The following is a 14428-nucleotide window of genomic DNA, read 5'->3' on the forward strand; positions in this document are numbered from 1 at the left end:
GGGGACACCGTCGTAAAGGGGCCTCGAGGGCCGTTGAACCATTTTGTGTTGCCGTCGATCCCGCTCCCGACGGGAGACGGCACGGCCGACAGTGGTTGGGCGAGCTTCACCCGGGCCACCGGAATTCGGAATATACGCGACGAATCAAAGGAATAGCAACAAAAACCGCTTGATCGAACCCCAATTAAACGCATGTTCAGATCTGGTGCAGTTTTATTGGGGCCGTATCGTATTGGTGCAAAAAGAAGCGGCGCCCGCGGCGCCGCCTCGTGATCCGCCTTTCCCGCGTTACTGCTGGATCGGCGGGGTGTTTTCACGCACCTTTCTGGGGCGTCCGCGCGGCAGCGGCGATACGCGGCGGTTCGCGGTACGCGCCGCCCATTCGCGGTAGTTCTCGCCGCCGAGCACCCAGCCCTTCAGCGTCGCCTGCTGCAGCTGATCGGCCTGCCGCTCGTCGAGCGGCTGCTCGCACAGCTCCTTGTACGCGCGCTGACGGTCGAACGGCGTGTTGCCGAGCGCCCAGTAGAGCGGATGGTCGGTGATCAGGCTGTCGACGGTGAGCCCGACGTGATGCCGGTAGCTCGACCACCGATAGGCCTCGGGCGTCGCGACCAGCTGCGAGCGCACCGGGCTCATCTCGACCACGCGGCTCGCGAGGAGGAAATAGCGTTCGCCTTCGATCACCGTCGCGCGATAGCGGCCTTCCCACAAGGTGCCGCGACGCGAATAACGTCGGTTGAAATGCGCGACGTAGCGGCGGCCGACCGCCTGCATCGCCTTCGGCAGGCTCGCCTCGTCGCTGGGCGTCACGAGGAGCTGCACCTGGCGCGGAAGCAGCACGTAGGCATGCACCGAGAGGTGATGATCGCGTGCCGCGGCCTTCAGGCAATCGATGAAGAGTTCGTAGTCCTGGTCGTCGACGAACGCAGGTTGCTGATCCAGGCCGCGCAGTATCACGTGCTGCGGCTGGTCGGGAACGTAGAGTCGTGCTAACCGTGCCATGCTGAATGTCCGTTTGAACGCGTTAGGAAATACCCGGAGGTCCGAAATTGCGCACCTGCGTAGAATGCCTGTCCCGGCGGGCGCGGAAACGTACGGTCGTACTAATCTTAGGGTGAAAACTCTAACTTACGAGCTTGTTTGGTTTTAAACGCAGTCGTCATAATGAGCACGCCTTAGATCGGAGGAGACACAATGAAACGAAAACTGGCCATTACGGGGGCTGCAGCGCTCGCATTCACGTTTGCGGGCGGTACGGCACAAGCACAATCCGCAGGTGATTTCTACGTCAGCACCGGTTGGTTCCACCTTGCGCCGCAGGACAGCAGCGACCCGCTGTTCGTCTACGGCGTTGGCGGCACGCCCATCAACCAATCGATTCCCAACACCGGCGCCGGCATCAGCGACGCCGATACGCTTGGGCTCGCAACGGGGTACTTCGTCACCGACCATATCTCCACCGAGCTCGTTATGGGGATACCGCCGAAGTTCGACATCACCGGCAAGGGTCAGTTCGAAAGATTCGGCGTACTCGGCCGTGCGTACCAGTGGAGCCCCGCCGTATTGCTTCGCTACCACTTCAACGACGCCAACGCGAAGTTCCGCCCGTATGTCGGCATCGGCGCAACGTACATCTGGTTCACCGGCGCGAAGATCACGAACAGCAGCTTCGAGAACGGCGTGCTCGGCGGCCCGACCAGCGCCACGACCAGCAACCAGTGGGCGCCCGTCTTCAACGCCGGCTTCACGTACAACTTCACGAAACACTGGTTCGCGGGCCTGTCGCTCTCGTACATCCCCGTCAGCGTGACCGCGACCTTCACAACGGCTCGCCGGACGCCGGTCGGCACCCTGACGGAAACGTCGAAGGCCCACATCTCGCTGAACCCGATCGTCACGTACCTGAACGTCGGCTACCGTTTCTAAGCGTAGTCGAATATTTGGGGAATGGTTAATCCTGCTGCAATTTGTAGCGGATTTTTCGTGACGTAACGTCTCCTCGATGCAAAACGCCCCGGCGGAAATCCCGCCGGGGCGTCGTTTTTTTGTCTCAGGGTCTTCCCGCATCCACCATTGCGCGGGACGGGTCGCTACGCAATGTCGTCCAGTGCATCGGGGCCGATCAGGTCGATGCGGTCCGTGCAGACCGCATCGACGCCCCAGCGCACGAGTTCGCGCGCCCGGGCGAGGTCGTTGACCGTGTAGACCAGGATGCGCAGCCCGGCCGCCTTGATCGCGCGCACGAGCGGTTCGTCGAGTTCCTTGTGGCTTGCATGCAACGATACGCAGCCGAGCGCGCCGACGACCTGCGCGTGCCAGTCGTCCGGCACCGCCTCGTACAGCATCCCGCGCGGCAGCGCCGGGGCGCTCGCGCGCGCCTGTTGCAGCGCGTCGAACGAGAACGACGACAGCAGCGGCGGCACGGCCGCGCCGTGCCAGTACGCGGCCGCATCGACGGCCACCCGCTGCCCCGTGTCGCGCTCGCGGCCCGGGCACGGCTTGATCTCGACGTTCGCCGCCATCCCGTGCGCGATGCAGCGCGCCGCCGCCGCCTCGAGCGTCGGCATCCGCTCGCCCGCGAACCGCGCGTCGAACCAGGCGCCGGCATCGAGCGCGGCCAGCGCCGCATAGCGCATGCCCGCCGCCGGCCCGCTGCCGTTCGACGTGCGGTCGACCGTGTCGTCGTGCAGCAGGAAGCTCACGTCGTCGGCGGACAGCTTCGCGTCGAACTCGACCATCCGGTGACCGCGCCGCGCGCCTTCGTCGAACGCGGCGAGCGTGTTCTCCGGCGCGAGCGTGCCGCCGCCGCGATGGGCGACGACGCGTGGATAGGGCCAGTCGGTACGGGAAGTCATCGTGCGCCTCGCAGCAGGTCCGTCAGGGTCAGCCGGCGCGCTGGCCGGTCTCGGGATCGAAGAAATGCAGCCGGTGCGCGGGCAGCGCGGCGCCCAGCGCCGTGCCGCGCGCGGGACGATCCGCGTGCGGCAGCCGCACCGCGACGTCGTGGTTGCCCCAGCGGCCGTGCGCGAGGTTGTCCGCGCCGAGCAGCTCGCACGAGTCGACCGGCAGCGAGGCCTGCGCGACGCCCGGCTGCGGCGTCATGTGCTCCGGCCGCACGCCGAGCACCCAGTCGCGCCCGGTGGCGATCGTGGTGCCGATGCCGGGCGCGCCGGCGACCGGCAGCGCCGGACCGCCGCCCGCGACCGTAAACGTCGCGCCATCCTCCGACAGCCGGCCGTGCATCAGGTTCATTGCCGGCGAGCCGATGAAGCCCGCGACGAACACCGTCGCCGGCTTCTCGTACACGTCGACCGGCGCGCCGATCTGCTCCGCATAGCCACGGTTCATCACGATCACGCGCTGCGCGAGCGTCATCGCCTCGATCTGGTCGTGCGTCACGTACACGCTCGTCGTCGCGAGCCGCGCATGCAGCCGCTGGATCTCGAGCCGCATCTGCACGCGCAGCTTCGCGTCGAGGTTCGACAGCGGCTCGTCGAACAGGAACACCGACGGCTCGCGCACGATCGCACGCCCCATCGCGACGCGCTGCCGCTGGCCGCCCGACAGTTCGCGCGGCCGCCGCGCGAGCAGCGGCTCGAGTTCGAGGATCTTCGCGGCCGCGGCCACCCGCGAATCGATCGTCGCGCGCTCGATGCCGCGGATCTTCAGCCCGTAGCCCATGTTCTGCGCGACCGTCATGTGCGGATACAGCGCATAGTTCTGGAACACCATCGCGATGTCGCGATCCTTCGGCTCCAGCGCGTTGACGACGCGATCGCCGATCGCGATCTCGCCGTCCGTCACCGTCTCGAGCCCCGCGATCATCCGCAGCAGCGTCGACTTGCCGCAGCCCGACGGGCCGACCAGCACGATGAATTCGCCGTCGGCGATCTCCACGTCGATGCCGTGCAGCACGTGCTGCTTGCCGTCGTAGGATTTCCTGACGCCCTTCAAGCTCAGCGCAGCCATACTTGGTCCTTCTCCCGGTTGCCGTCCGTGGTTCATTTCTCGGAATCGACGAGGCCGCGCACGAACCAGCGCTGCATCGCCAGCACGACGACGAGCGGCGGAATCATCGCCAGCAGCGTCGCCGCCATTACGTATTGCCATTCAGTCGCGGCGTCACCGCTCGCGATCATCGTCTTGATGCCCACCACCGCCGTCGACAGCGACGCCTCGGTCGTGATCAGGATCGGCCACAGATACTGGTTCCAGCCGTAGATGAACGTGATCACGAACAGCGCTGCGATGCTCGTCTTCGACAGCGGCAGCACGACGTCCCGGAAAAAGCGCAGCGGCCCCGCACCGTCGATGCGCGCGGCGTCCATCAGCTCGTCGGGCAGCGTCATGAAAAACTGGCGGAACAGGAACGTCGCGGTCGCCGATGCGATCAGCGGCAGCGAGAGCCCGGCGTAGGTGTTCGTCAGGTTCAGCGTCGACACGACCTGCACGGTCGGGAATATCCGCACCTCGACCGGCAGCATCAGCGTGATGAAGATCAGCCAGAACGCCGTGTTGCGGAAGGGGAAGCGGAAATAGACGATCGCATACGCGGACAGGATCGACACCGCGATCTTGCCGACCGCGATGCCGAGCGCCATCACGAAGCTGTTGATGAGCAGCCGGCCGAACGGCGCCGTCGTGCCGCCGCTACCGTGCCCCCAGATGTAGGCGATGTTCTCCAGCAGGTGCGTGCTCGGCACCAGCGACAGCGGGATCGTGAACACTTCCTGCGCGTTCATGGTCGCCGCGCAGAACGCGACGTACACCGGGAACACGATCAGCACGACGCCCGCGATCAGCACCGCGTGGCAGAACAGGTCGAAGCCCTTGCGATTTTCGATCATGCGTATTGCACCCTGCGTTCGACGAAACGGAACTGGATCACCGTCAGGCCGACGACGATGATCATCAGCACGACCGACTGCGCGCCCGAGCTGCCGATGTCGAGGCCCTGGAAGCCCTCCGTGAAGATCTTGTAGATCAGCGTCTTGGTGCTTTGCGCGGGGCCGCCCGCGGTGGCCGCATCGATCACCGGGAACGTGTCGAAGAACGCATAGACGAGGTTCACGACCAGCAGGAAGAAGCTCGTGGGCGACAGCAGCGGCAGCACGATGTGGAAGAAGCGCCGCACCGGCCCGGCACCGTCGATCGCCGCCGCCTCGATCAGCGAGCGCGGGATCGCCTGCAACCCCGCGTAGAAGAACAGGAAGTTGTAGCTCACCTGCTTCCACACCGACGCGAGCACGACGAGGAACATCGCCTGGCCGCCGTTCAGCGCGTGATTCCACACGATGCCGCCCTTCGCGAGCGCATAGGTGACGAGCCCGATGCTCGGGTTGAACAGGAACGCCCACAGCACGGCCGCGATCGTCGGCGCGACCGCGTACGGCCAGATCAGCAGCGTGCGGTACACGCGCGCGCCGCGGATCACGCGGTCGGCGCAGGCGGCGAGCAACAGCGACACGACGAGCCCGCTGACCGTGACGAGCGAGCTGAACACCAGCGTCGTGCGGAACGAGTCGAGGTACAGCGGATCGGCGAACAGGCGCGCGAAGTTCGCGAAGCCGACGAATTCGCTCGACGTGCCGAACGCGTCCTGCATCTGCGTGGACTGCCACAGCGCGACGCCGGCCGGCCACAGAAAGAATACGGCGGTGATCGCGAGTTGCGGCGCGATCAGCAGGTACGGCAGCAGGCTCGCGCCGAAACGGGAACGGGATTGCATCGCGGGCATCCGGTCAGGCGAAACGGGAAAGGAACCGCGCCGCCGGCCGCGCGTGTCGCATATGCGACGCGGCGACCGGCGACACGCACGCGATGCGGGATCAGCCGCCCGACTTCTCGAAGCGGCGCAGCAGTTCGTCGCCGCGCGAGGCCGCCGAATCGAGCGCGTCCTTCGGCGACTTCTTCTGCGCCCAGACCTGCTCCAGTTCCTCGTCGACGACCGTGCGGATCTGCGGCATGTTGCCGAGGCGCAGCCCCTTCGTGTAAGGCAGCGGCGGCTTGTTCATCATCTGCTTGATCGCGGTTTCCGCGCTCGGGTTCTTCGCATAGAAGCCCTGCTGGCGCGTGAGGTCGTACGCAGCCGTCGTGACCGGCAGGTAGCCCGTTTCCTGGTGCCACTTGGCGGCGATCGGCGGCGAGGCCAGGAACGCGAGGAATTTCGCGACGCCCTTGTAGGTCGCCGGATCCTTGCCGGCCAGCACCCACAGGCTCGCGCCGCCGATGATCGCGTTCTGCGGCGCACCCTTCACGTTCGCGTCGTACGGCATCATGCCGGTGCCGTAGCTGAACTTCGCGAACTTCTGCACGTTCGCGAGCGCGCCCGACGACGTCGTCAGGATCCCGCAGTCGCCGCTGTAGAACTTCGCGGACGCTTCGTCCTTGCGGCCCGCATACGTGAACGTGCCTTCCTTCTGCATCTGCTGCAGGAACGCGATGTGCGCGATCTGCTGCGGCTTGTTGAATTCGAGCGCCGCGTCGGTGCCGTCGAAGCCGTTGTTGCGGCTCGCGAACGGCAGCGCATGCCACGCGCTGTAGTTTTCGAGCTGGATCCAGCCTTGCCAGCCGGTCGTGAAGCCGCACGCCATCCCGGACTTGCGCAGCTTCTCCGCGTCGGCCTGCACGTCGGCCCACGTCTTCGGCGGCTGGTTCGGATCGAGCCCGGCCTTCTTGAACGCGTCCTTGTTGTAGTACAGCACCGGCGTCGAGCTGTTGAACGGCATCGACACGAGATGGCCCGTCTTCGCGTCGCTGTAGTAGCTCGCGATGGTCGGCACGAACGCCTTTTCGTCGAGCGGCACGCCGGCCTGCTTGAACACGTCGTAGACGGGCACGACGGCCTTCTTCGCCTGCATCATCGTCGCGGTGCCGACTTCATAGACCTGGAGGATCGCCGGCGCGTTGCCGCTGCGATAGGCGGCGATGCCCGCCGCGAGCGCCTGGTCGTAGGTGCCCTTGAAGACCGGCACGATCTTGTAGTCGCCCTGCGATGCATTGAACTGCGCGGCGAGCTCGTTCACGCGCTCGCCGAGCGCCGACTCCATCGCATGCCAGAACTGGATCTCCGTCACGGCGAACGCCGCATGCTGCATACCGAACATGAGCGCGCCGCCCAGCGCGATCGAGCGAACCACGGTCCCCGCAGGCTTCTTCTTCATCGACCTCTCTCCTATGAAAACGTTACCAACAGCGTGTGCAACATTCCCGTCGCCATTGAACCGGCGAAGTCTAGTGATCGTTTGTGACAGTCAGTTGTCGTTGATGACGAACAGGCGCTGATATTCCTTCAGCGCGAAGCGGTCGGTCATGCCGGCGATGTAGTGCGCGACGAGGCGCGGCTGCTGCGCTTCGTCGTCCGACTGGTACGGCGGCGGCAGCAGGCGCGGATCGTCGATGAACGCGTCGAACAGCCCCGTGACGACGCGCTGCGCCTTGTTCGCCATGCGCATCACCTTGTAGTGGCGATACAGGTTCTTGAACAGGAAGCGCTTGAGGGCCGCCGCCTGCGCGGCGATCGCCTCGCTGTGCGCGACGAGCTGCGGCGCGGCGCGCACGTCGTCGAGCGACGCGGGCGCGACACGCGCGAGATTGCGCGTGGTCTCGTCGATCAGGTCGACGATCAGCGTGTTGATGATGCGGCGCACCGTCTCGTGGACGAGGCGGCGGCCTTCCAGATGCGGGAATTCGGCGAGCGCGGCGTCGTAGTGGCGCTGCCACAGCTCGACTTCGGCGAGCTGCTCGATCGTGATCAGGCCGGAGCGCAGGCCGTCGTCGACGTCGTGGTTGTTGTACGCGATTTCGTCCGCGATGTTCGCGAGCTGCGCTTCCAGCGACGGCTGGCGCCCTTGCAGGAAGCGCTCGCCGAGCGCGCCGAGCTTGCGCGCGTTCTCGCGCGAGCAGTGCTTGAGGATGCCTTCGCGCGTCTCGAAGCACAGGTTCAGGCCGTTGAACGCGCCGTAATGCTCCTCGAGTTCATCGACCACGGCCAGGCTCTGCAGGTTGTGCTCGAAGCCGCCGTGCTCGCGCATGCACGCGTTCAGCGCGTCCTGGCCGGCGTGGCCGAACGGCGTATGACCGAGATCGTGCGCGAGCGAGATCGCTTCGACGAGATCCTCGTTGAGCCGCAGGTTGCGCGCGACCGAACGCGCGATCTGCGCGACTTCGAGGCTGTGCGTGAGGCGGGTGCGGAACAGGTCGCCTTCGTGATTGACGAAGACCTGCGTCTTGTATTCGAGCCGGCGGAACGCGGTCGAATGAACGATACGGTCGCGGTCGCGCTGGAATTCGGTGCGCGCCGCCGGCGGTGTTTCCTGATGGCGGCGGCCGCGCGACTGCGACGCGTGGGCGGCATACGGAGCGAGATGGGCTTCCAGCGCCGCCAGCGTCGGCGGCTCGGCTGGCGCCGCGACGGATGCGCGGCCGGCTTTGGACGGTTTGCTGCTGGATGTCTCGCTCACGTCTCCTCCATGTCAGGGGCGCCGGGGCATCCGGGGCGCCGTTACCGGGTCGTCTGCGCCAGGGTGGAGAATACGGCTTCGTCGGGCGCCTGGGTGATCAGCGTATCGCCGAATCGCTTCAGCAGGATGAACTTGATCGCGCCGGCTTCGGCTTTTTTGTCGACGCGCATCAGCTCCATGTAGCGCGCATCGCCGAGTGCCGGCCCGCGGACCGGCAGGTGCGCGGCGGCGATCACCGCATCGAGCCGCTGCCGCGACGCTTCGTCGAGGAGGCCGAGCCGCACCGACAGGTCGCCCGCCATCACCATCCCGCAGCCGACCGCTTCGCCGTGCAGCCACTCGCCGTAGCCGAGCCCGGCCTCGATCGCATGGCCGAACGTATGGCCGAAATTCAGGATCGCGCGCAGCCCGCCTTCGCGTTCATCGGCCGCGACCACGCTCGCCTTGATCTCGCACGAGCGCTTCACCGCATGCGCGAGCGCGGCCGGCTCGCGGCGGTTAAGCGCATCGACGTTCGCCTCGATCCAGTCGAAGAATGCCGCATCGGCGATCGCGCCCGTCTTGATGACCTCGGCCACGCCGGCCGCCAGCTCGCGATCGGGCAGCGTGGTCAGCGCGCCGATATCGGCGATCACGGCCTGCGGCTGGTAGAACGCGCCGATCATGTTCTTGCCGAGCGGGTGGTTGATGCCCGTCTTGCCGCCGACCGACGAATCGACCTGCGACAGCAGCGTCGTCGGCACCTGGATGAACGGCACGCCGCGCATGTAGCACGCGGCGGCGAAACCGGTCATGTCGCCGATCACGCCGCCGCCGAGTGCGACGAGTGTCGTCTTGCGGTCGGCGCGCTCGGTCAGCAGGCCGTCGAAGATCAGGTTCAGCGTTTCCCAGTTCTTGTAGGCCTCGCCGTCCGGCAGCACGACCGTCGAGACACGCTTGCCGAGCGGCGCGAGCGCCGCGCGCAGCGCATCGCCGTAGAGCGGATCGACCGTCGTGTTCGTGACGATCGTGATCGACGAACCGGTGATGTGAGGAGCGAACAGCTCGGTGCGGCCGATCAGGCCGGCACCAATGTGAATCGGGTAGGCGCGGTCGCCCAGATCGACGTTGACGGTAATCATGCTTGTAGCGGCTTGGCGACGACGCCTGCCAGTTCGAGTTGCATCAGCACCATGTTGACGAGGCCGTTGACCGACGGACGGCCGGTCTCGATGATGAAGTCCGCGCATTCGCGGTAAAGCGGGTCGCGTACTTCGTAGAGCGCTTCGAGACGCGCCTTCGGATCGTCGGTCTGCAACAGCGGGCGGTTCTTGTCCTTGCGCGTGCGCAGCCACAGATCGTGCGGATTGGCGCGCAAATAGATGACGATGCCGCTGCCTTTCAGGCAATCGCGATTTTCAGGGCGCAGCACCGCGCCGCCGCCCGTCGCGAGCACGATGTTCTCGCGCTGCGTCAGATCGGCGATCACCTGCGATTCGCGGTCGCGAAACCCGGCCTCGCCCTCCATCTCGAAGATCACCGGAATGCGCGCACCCGTGCGGGCCTCGATTTCGTGGTCGGAGTCGAAGAACGTCCTGTCGAGCCGGCGCGCGACCGCACGGCCCACGGTGGTCTTACCCGCTCCCATAAGGCCGACGAAAAATACGTTTGCGTGTGGGTCCCGCGCTTGCAACGGCTTCCTCTGCTTGAATCTTGCTGGTGTGTGGCGCAGCTTACTGGCAAAGCGGCTGCCTTGTCGAGCCTGCACCGCCGGCTTCCGGCCCCGCTTTTCCCGCATCCGCGTCGCCCGCGCCGGCCGTTTCGCAACGCGCGCCGACGACCGTCGGCGTGATGAAGACGACCAATTCGTTACGCTGGTCGCGCCGCGCGCGGTGCCGGAAAAGCGCGCCCAGAACCGGTATTTTGCCCAAGAGCGGCACCCGCGTCACATCGTCCCGGTTCAACTGCTCGTAAATCCCGCCGATGGCGACCGTTCCGCCGTCCTCGACCTCGACACGCGTCTGGACGTGCTTCGTATGAATCGCCGGGCCGGCGGCCGTCGGCTCGCCGATGCTGTCCTTCGTCACGTCCAGATCGAGCACGACGCGCCCGTCGGGCGTGATTTGCGGCTCGACCTCGAGCTTCAGCGTCGCTCGGCGGAACTGCACGCCGCTCACGCCGTTACCGACTTTCGCCTGGTACGGCAGCTCCGAGCCCTGTTCGACGATCGCCTTCACGCGATCGGCCGTCACCACGCGCGGGCTGGAAACGATCTGGCCCCGGCCCTGCGCCTCGAGCGCGCTCAATTCGACGTCGAGCACGCGGCTGAGCGGCGCTGCGAACAACGTGAAGCCGGCCGTCGCCGCCTCGAAGCCGCCGAGCGGTCGCGCGGCCAGGTCGAGCGCGTTGCGCGTGTCCGTCGCGGACGCCGCCCCCTCGGCTACGGGGGCCCGCCCTTGGGCGCGCAGCGCGATGCGAGCCCCGAGGTTGCGCGAGAACCCCTGTTCGCCCTCGACGATGCGCGCCTCGATCCGGACCTGCCGGGACGGCCGGTCGATCGCGTCGATCAGGCCCGCGATCTGCTCGATGCGCGGCGCCAGGTCGGTGACGAACAACAAGTTCATGCGCGGATCGGCCGCCGCGGCGCCGCGTTTCGACAGCAGGCGCTGGCCGGTCGCCCCCGCCAGCAGCCGCTGCACGTCCTGCGCACGTGGGTAATGCAGCGCGAAGGTTCGGCTCGCGAGCGGCTCCAGCTCGGCCGCACGTGCGTGCGTTTCGAAGCGCTCGCGCTCCCGCGCGGCGAGTTCGGCCGCCGGAGTGACCCAGATCACGTTGCCGCGCCGGGACATCGCCAGCCCGTGCGTGTCGAGCAACGTATCGAACGCATCGCGCCAGCGGACATTGTTCAGACGTAATGTCACGGTACCGCGCACCTGCTCGCCGACGATGATGTTCAGCCCGGTGAATCGCGCGAGCGCGTCGAATGCGGCCGCGAGCCCGGCGCCCTGCAGATTCAGCGAGATTCGACGCGCGTCGTCCGCATCGCCGGGGTGCCGCGCCGCGGCGTCGCTCATGCGCACCGGCGGAGGCAATGGAATCGGCGGCCCTTCCAGCTGGGACACCGGTGCCGCAGTGTCCGCCTGAAGTACCGCGCGCGCCGCTTGGTCGAACGGCTGCGGACCATCGTGCGCGGGCGCGTCACCGCCCACGCCGTCCGCGCCATCAGGCGCGCCCTGCGGCAGCGGCGTCTCCTCGGCGTACGCCCGTATCGATCCGATCGGCCAGCCGGCCGGCGGCAAAGGCGGTAGCGCCGCGTCCACGGTGGCCGCGCTCGATCCAGCCCAGAATGCGATCACCCACCATCCGTACTTCGTCATGAGTGGTCTCCGTCGTCCACGACGAACCGGCGTGCGCCATCGGCCGTCGCGACCGTCACGGCACCGGCATCGACGCTCACCACACGCGACACCCCGAACGCCTCGCCCGGCGCGACGGTCGCGAATGCGCCATCGCCGGCGTCGAACAGCGCGAGCCCGGTGCGTCCGTCGCGAATGGTGCCGGCCAAGCGTGGCGTCGTATCGTCGGCTACCGTCGGCGAACCGGCGTCGCCGAATGGATCGTCGCTCGGCGCACCGGCAAGCACCGCCTCCGCGCCGTCCGGAACGCGGGCCCCCGACAGCGCCGGAAACACGTCGATCGTCATGTCCACCCGCGACGCGGGCGGGTTCCTCTCGATATGCAGCCCCGACGGCACCACCAGCGCGGGGAAACTCGCCAACCCGCCCATCAGGCGCAGCAGTGCCGGAAAACCGCCGTCCGCGACGATCCGTACCGTGCGCCGGCCATCCGGCGCTGCATCGTCAGTGCGCCGCGGTTCGATCGACACAACCCGCAGTCCGCTTCCTCGGACCAGGTCAGCCAGCTCCAGCATCAGCGCGGGCCACCCTGGCGCAGGCGGCGAGTTGGCGGCGCGCCCGGCAGGCGTGCCCATATCGCGCCGCGGCGCGGCGGCCGCGAGCAGCCGTTGTGCGTCGGCGGCCCGGATCTGCGCCGTTGCCAGCAACGCGCGACTGCGTGCGAGTCCGCTTCCATCGACGGCACTCATCAGATGAATGCCACCCACCATCACGACCGCGAATGCCAGCGCGCAACCAACGGCGTGCACTGCAGCAGGCGACATCCGCCTCACGCGGCCGAACCACTCGACACCGTCAGTCATGGACCGATGCACGATGGCCGTCATGCGCCGCCTCCCGTTGCCTTCTGTCGCGGCGGCGCGTCGTGCCAGCGCACCTGGACGGAAAAACGGAACGGCGCGGCCGAACCCGCGACCGGCGTGGTCGAAGCCGGTGTCAGCGCACCGATGTCGAATCGCCAGTCGCGCTGCTCGGCCGCGATCCGTGCGAGCCACCGCGCGGCCGTCCGGTAACTCGTCGCGCGCGCGTCGAGCTCGGCACCGGACGATGTCGTACGCAATGCGTCGAGCCGAACGGTGTCGTCGCGCACCAGCGCCAGCGTCGCGAGCAGTCCGGCAACGCGCCGGTAAGGCCCGGCAAGGACGACTGCCCGCGCATCGCGTTGCGCGAGATCGGCTGCCGCGCCGGCGGTGCGCCGTGCGGCATCGACCTGCGGCTGCAATTGCCGCAACCGCGCCTCCACTCGCGTGCGCTCGGCATCCACGCGCCATCGCCATGCTGTCGCCGCCCCTGTCCAGACACAGGCCCCGAGTGCGCCGAGCACGATCGCTGCCCCGCATTGCGTGGCGCGGCGCCGCCGCAGCGCCTGCGCCAGCCGCTCACGGTACGGCAGCAAATTGAAGCCGCCGAGCGCGGCGTGGCTGGCGGCAGCCCGCCCGAACCCCATATCGACCATCATTCCCACACCCCGCGCAGCGCCAGCCCGATCGCGAGGGCAAACGCCGGACCGCCCGGCGCGCCGGCGGGCTCGCGCGGCAGCCCGTCCCATCCGGAGCAGTCGAACGGCACCACGGCCACCCCGAGCGCATCGCCGATATCGGCGGCCGACGTGCCGCAGCGGCCGATGCAGCGCTCGTCGCCGGCCACGAGCACGCAGCGCACGGGCTCGAATACGCACTGGCGCAATGCATCAGGCAACGCAGCCTGCGCGTCGCCGGACAGCGCGAGCACCGGCGCGGCGATCGCACCGTCAATCCGCCAGCCGCGCACGCCCGTATCGCCGAACCAGAATGCGGCATACGGGCCGTGTGCGTCAGGCTCGAACTGCGCGGCATAGCGCAACGCGCGCAGTGCGGCAGCTGACTCGCCGTCGACGGCCGTCAGATCGATGCCAGCCTGCGCGGCCACGTCGATCCGCCGCTCGAGCAACGCCTGCGGCGCCACGGCGACCGCAATCTCGCCCGGGCACGCATCGTCGTCCTGCCGCCAGTCGAACGCGAGGTTGTCCGGTGCCAGCCCCGAGATCCGTTCGGCCGCCTGCCGGGCGGCGTCCGCGATGTCGTCGCGTCCGGCCAGATCAAGCGTCGCGGTCTGCATCTCGTCATCGCGCAGCGCCATCACGCCGCGTGCGTCGCAGCACACGCCCGCCGCCGACAGCCGCGACACGGCCGCCGCCAACGCACGTGCCACCGCAGCCCAGCGCGCGTCCTCCGGCCCACCCGCCAGTCCGACCGGCTCCCGCTCGAGTCCTTCGACCCGAACATCCGCAGCCCGGCCGCGCCGGCTCAGCACGGCCACCCTCACCTCGTCCGCCCCGACGTCGATGCCCGTCGAACGGTGCCTGCCCGGCGCGAACCGCGCCGCCCATCGTCCTGCCATTCCAGCCTCCCGCGATCGTTGCGGCCCACGCCGCGTTTCCGATGCCTGATTCTGCAAAGCGCCGCGCGCGCCCGACAGTCGGCCGGACGGCCAGTCGTGACACAAGCGGCCGCGCGGACGCCATACTGGCGGCACCGCGATCCGCCGCGTTCCGGCCGACGCCCCCCGCGCCAGGACCGTCTTACCGGGCAG

At 67.9% G+C, this 14428-nt stretch carries 14 protein-coding genes; 1 reads left to right on the forward strand and 13 read right to left on the reverse strand.

Going from position 1 to position 14428, the window contains the following annotated elements:
* Positions 1–288 precede the first annotated feature (288 nt).
* A complete protein-coding gene (locus tag DIE11_RS25955) occupies positions 289–1002 on the reverse strand; it encodes a transposase (RefSeq protein WP_027783329.1) in 714 nt (237 codons plus the stop codon).
* A gap of 192 nt (positions 1003–1194) precedes the next feature.
* Here DIE11_RS25955 and DIE11_RS25960 point away from each other — a divergent pair, with 192 nt between their 5' ends.
* Entirely contained in the window at positions 1195–1926 is a 732-nt protein-coding gene (locus DIE11_RS25960) for an OmpW family protein (RefSeq protein ID WP_124628047.1), read from the forward strand.
* A 164-nt stretch (positions 1927–2090) separates the two neighbouring features.
* On the opposite strand, the gene ugpQ is transcribed toward DIE11_RS25960, so the two are convergent.
* The 12 genes from ugpQ to DIE11_RS26020 all read right to left on the reverse strand — a co-directional run bounded on the left by ugpQ (position 2091) and on the right by DIE11_RS26020 (position 14236).
* Positions 2091–2855, reverse strand: coding sequence for a glycerophosphodiester phosphodiesterase (gene ugpQ, locus DIE11_RS25965; RefSeq protein ID WP_124628049.1), 765 nt, complete (start codon positions 2853–2855; stop codon positions 2091–2093).
* Positions 2856–2883: 28 nt separating this feature from the next.
* Positions 2884–3969 carry a sn-glycerol-3-phosphate import ATP-binding protein UgpC gene (locus DIE11_RS25970; protein WP_124628051.1) on the reverse strand — a complete coding sequence of 362 codons (1086 nt, stop codon included), beginning with the start codon at positions 3967–3969 and terminating at the stop codon, positions 2884–2886.
* Positions 3970–4001: 32 nt separating this feature from the next.
* Complete coding sequence (gene ugpE, locus DIE11_RS25975) at positions 4002–4847, reverse strand: sn-glycerol-3-phosphate ABC transporter permease UgpE (RefSeq protein ID WP_124628054.1); 846 nt, start codon at positions 4845–4847, stop codon at positions 4002–4004.
* Complete coding sequence (gene ugpA / locus DIE11_RS25980) at positions 4844–5728, reverse strand: sn-glycerol-3-phosphate ABC transporter permease UgpA (protein WP_124628056.1); 885 nt, start codon at positions 5726–5728, stop codon at positions 4844–4846. Before ugpA ends, ugpE begins: the two co-directional genes overlap by 4 nt.
* 100 nt (positions 5729–5828) lie before the next feature.
* A complete protein-coding gene (gene ugpB / locus DIE11_RS25985; protein ID WP_124628058.1) occupies positions 5829–7163 on the reverse strand; it encodes a sn-glycerol-3-phosphate ABC transporter substrate-binding protein UgpB in 1335 nt (444 codons plus the stop codon).
* 90 nt (positions 7164–7253) lie between these two features.
* Positions 7254–8462 (reverse strand): deoxyguanosinetriphosphate triphosphohydrolase, encoded by a 1209-nt coding sequence (locus DIE11_RS25990; protein WP_124628060.1) that lies wholly within the window; start codon positions 8460–8462, stop codon positions 7254–7256.
* Between the two features lie 41 nt (positions 8463–8503).
* Positions 8504–9583 (reverse strand): 3-dehydroquinate synthase, encoded by a 1080-nt coding sequence (aroB, locus tag DIE11_RS25995; RefSeq protein ID WP_124628062.1) that lies wholly within the window; start codon positions 9581–9583, stop codon positions 8504–8506.
* Positions 9580–10134, reverse strand: coding sequence for a shikimate kinase (locus DIE11_RS26000; protein ID WP_082728862.1), 555 nt, complete (start codon positions 10132–10134; stop codon positions 9580–9582). The genes aroB and DIE11_RS26000 overlap by 4 nt, the downstream gene beginning before the upstream one ends.
* Before the next feature lie 40 nt (positions 10135–10174).
* Positions 10175–11818: a type IV pilus secretin PilQ gene (locus tag DIE11_RS26005; protein ID WP_124628064.1), complete on the reverse strand. Its 1644-nt coding sequence runs from the start codon at positions 11816–11818 to the stop codon at positions 10175–10177.
* Complete coding sequence (locus DIE11_RS26010; RefSeq protein ID WP_124628066.1) at positions 11815–12684, reverse strand: pilus assembly protein; 870 nt, start codon at positions 12682–12684, stop codon at positions 11815–11817. The genes DIE11_RS26005 and DIE11_RS26010 overlap by 4 nt, the downstream gene beginning before the upstream one ends.
* Positions 12681–13316, reverse strand: a complete 636-nt coding sequence (locus tag DIE11_RS26015; RefSeq protein WP_185633823.1) for a fimbrial protein — start codon at positions 13314–13316, stop codon at positions 12681–12683. Before DIE11_RS26015 ends, DIE11_RS26010 begins: the two co-directional genes overlap by 4 nt.
* A complete protein-coding gene (locus DIE11_RS26020; protein ID WP_124628088.1) occupies positions 13313–14236 on the reverse strand; it encodes a competence protein ComA in 924 nt (307 codons plus the stop codon). Before DIE11_RS26020 ends, DIE11_RS26015 begins: the two co-directional genes overlap by 4 nt.
* Between the last annotated feature and the right edge of the window lie 192 nt (positions 14237–14428).

Source organism: Burkholderia sp. Bp9012 (genome assembly GCF_003853825.1).
Taxonomy (GTDB): domain Bacteria; phylum Pseudomonadota; class Gammaproteobacteria; order Burkholderiales; family Burkholderiaceae; genus Burkholderia; species Burkholderia diffusa.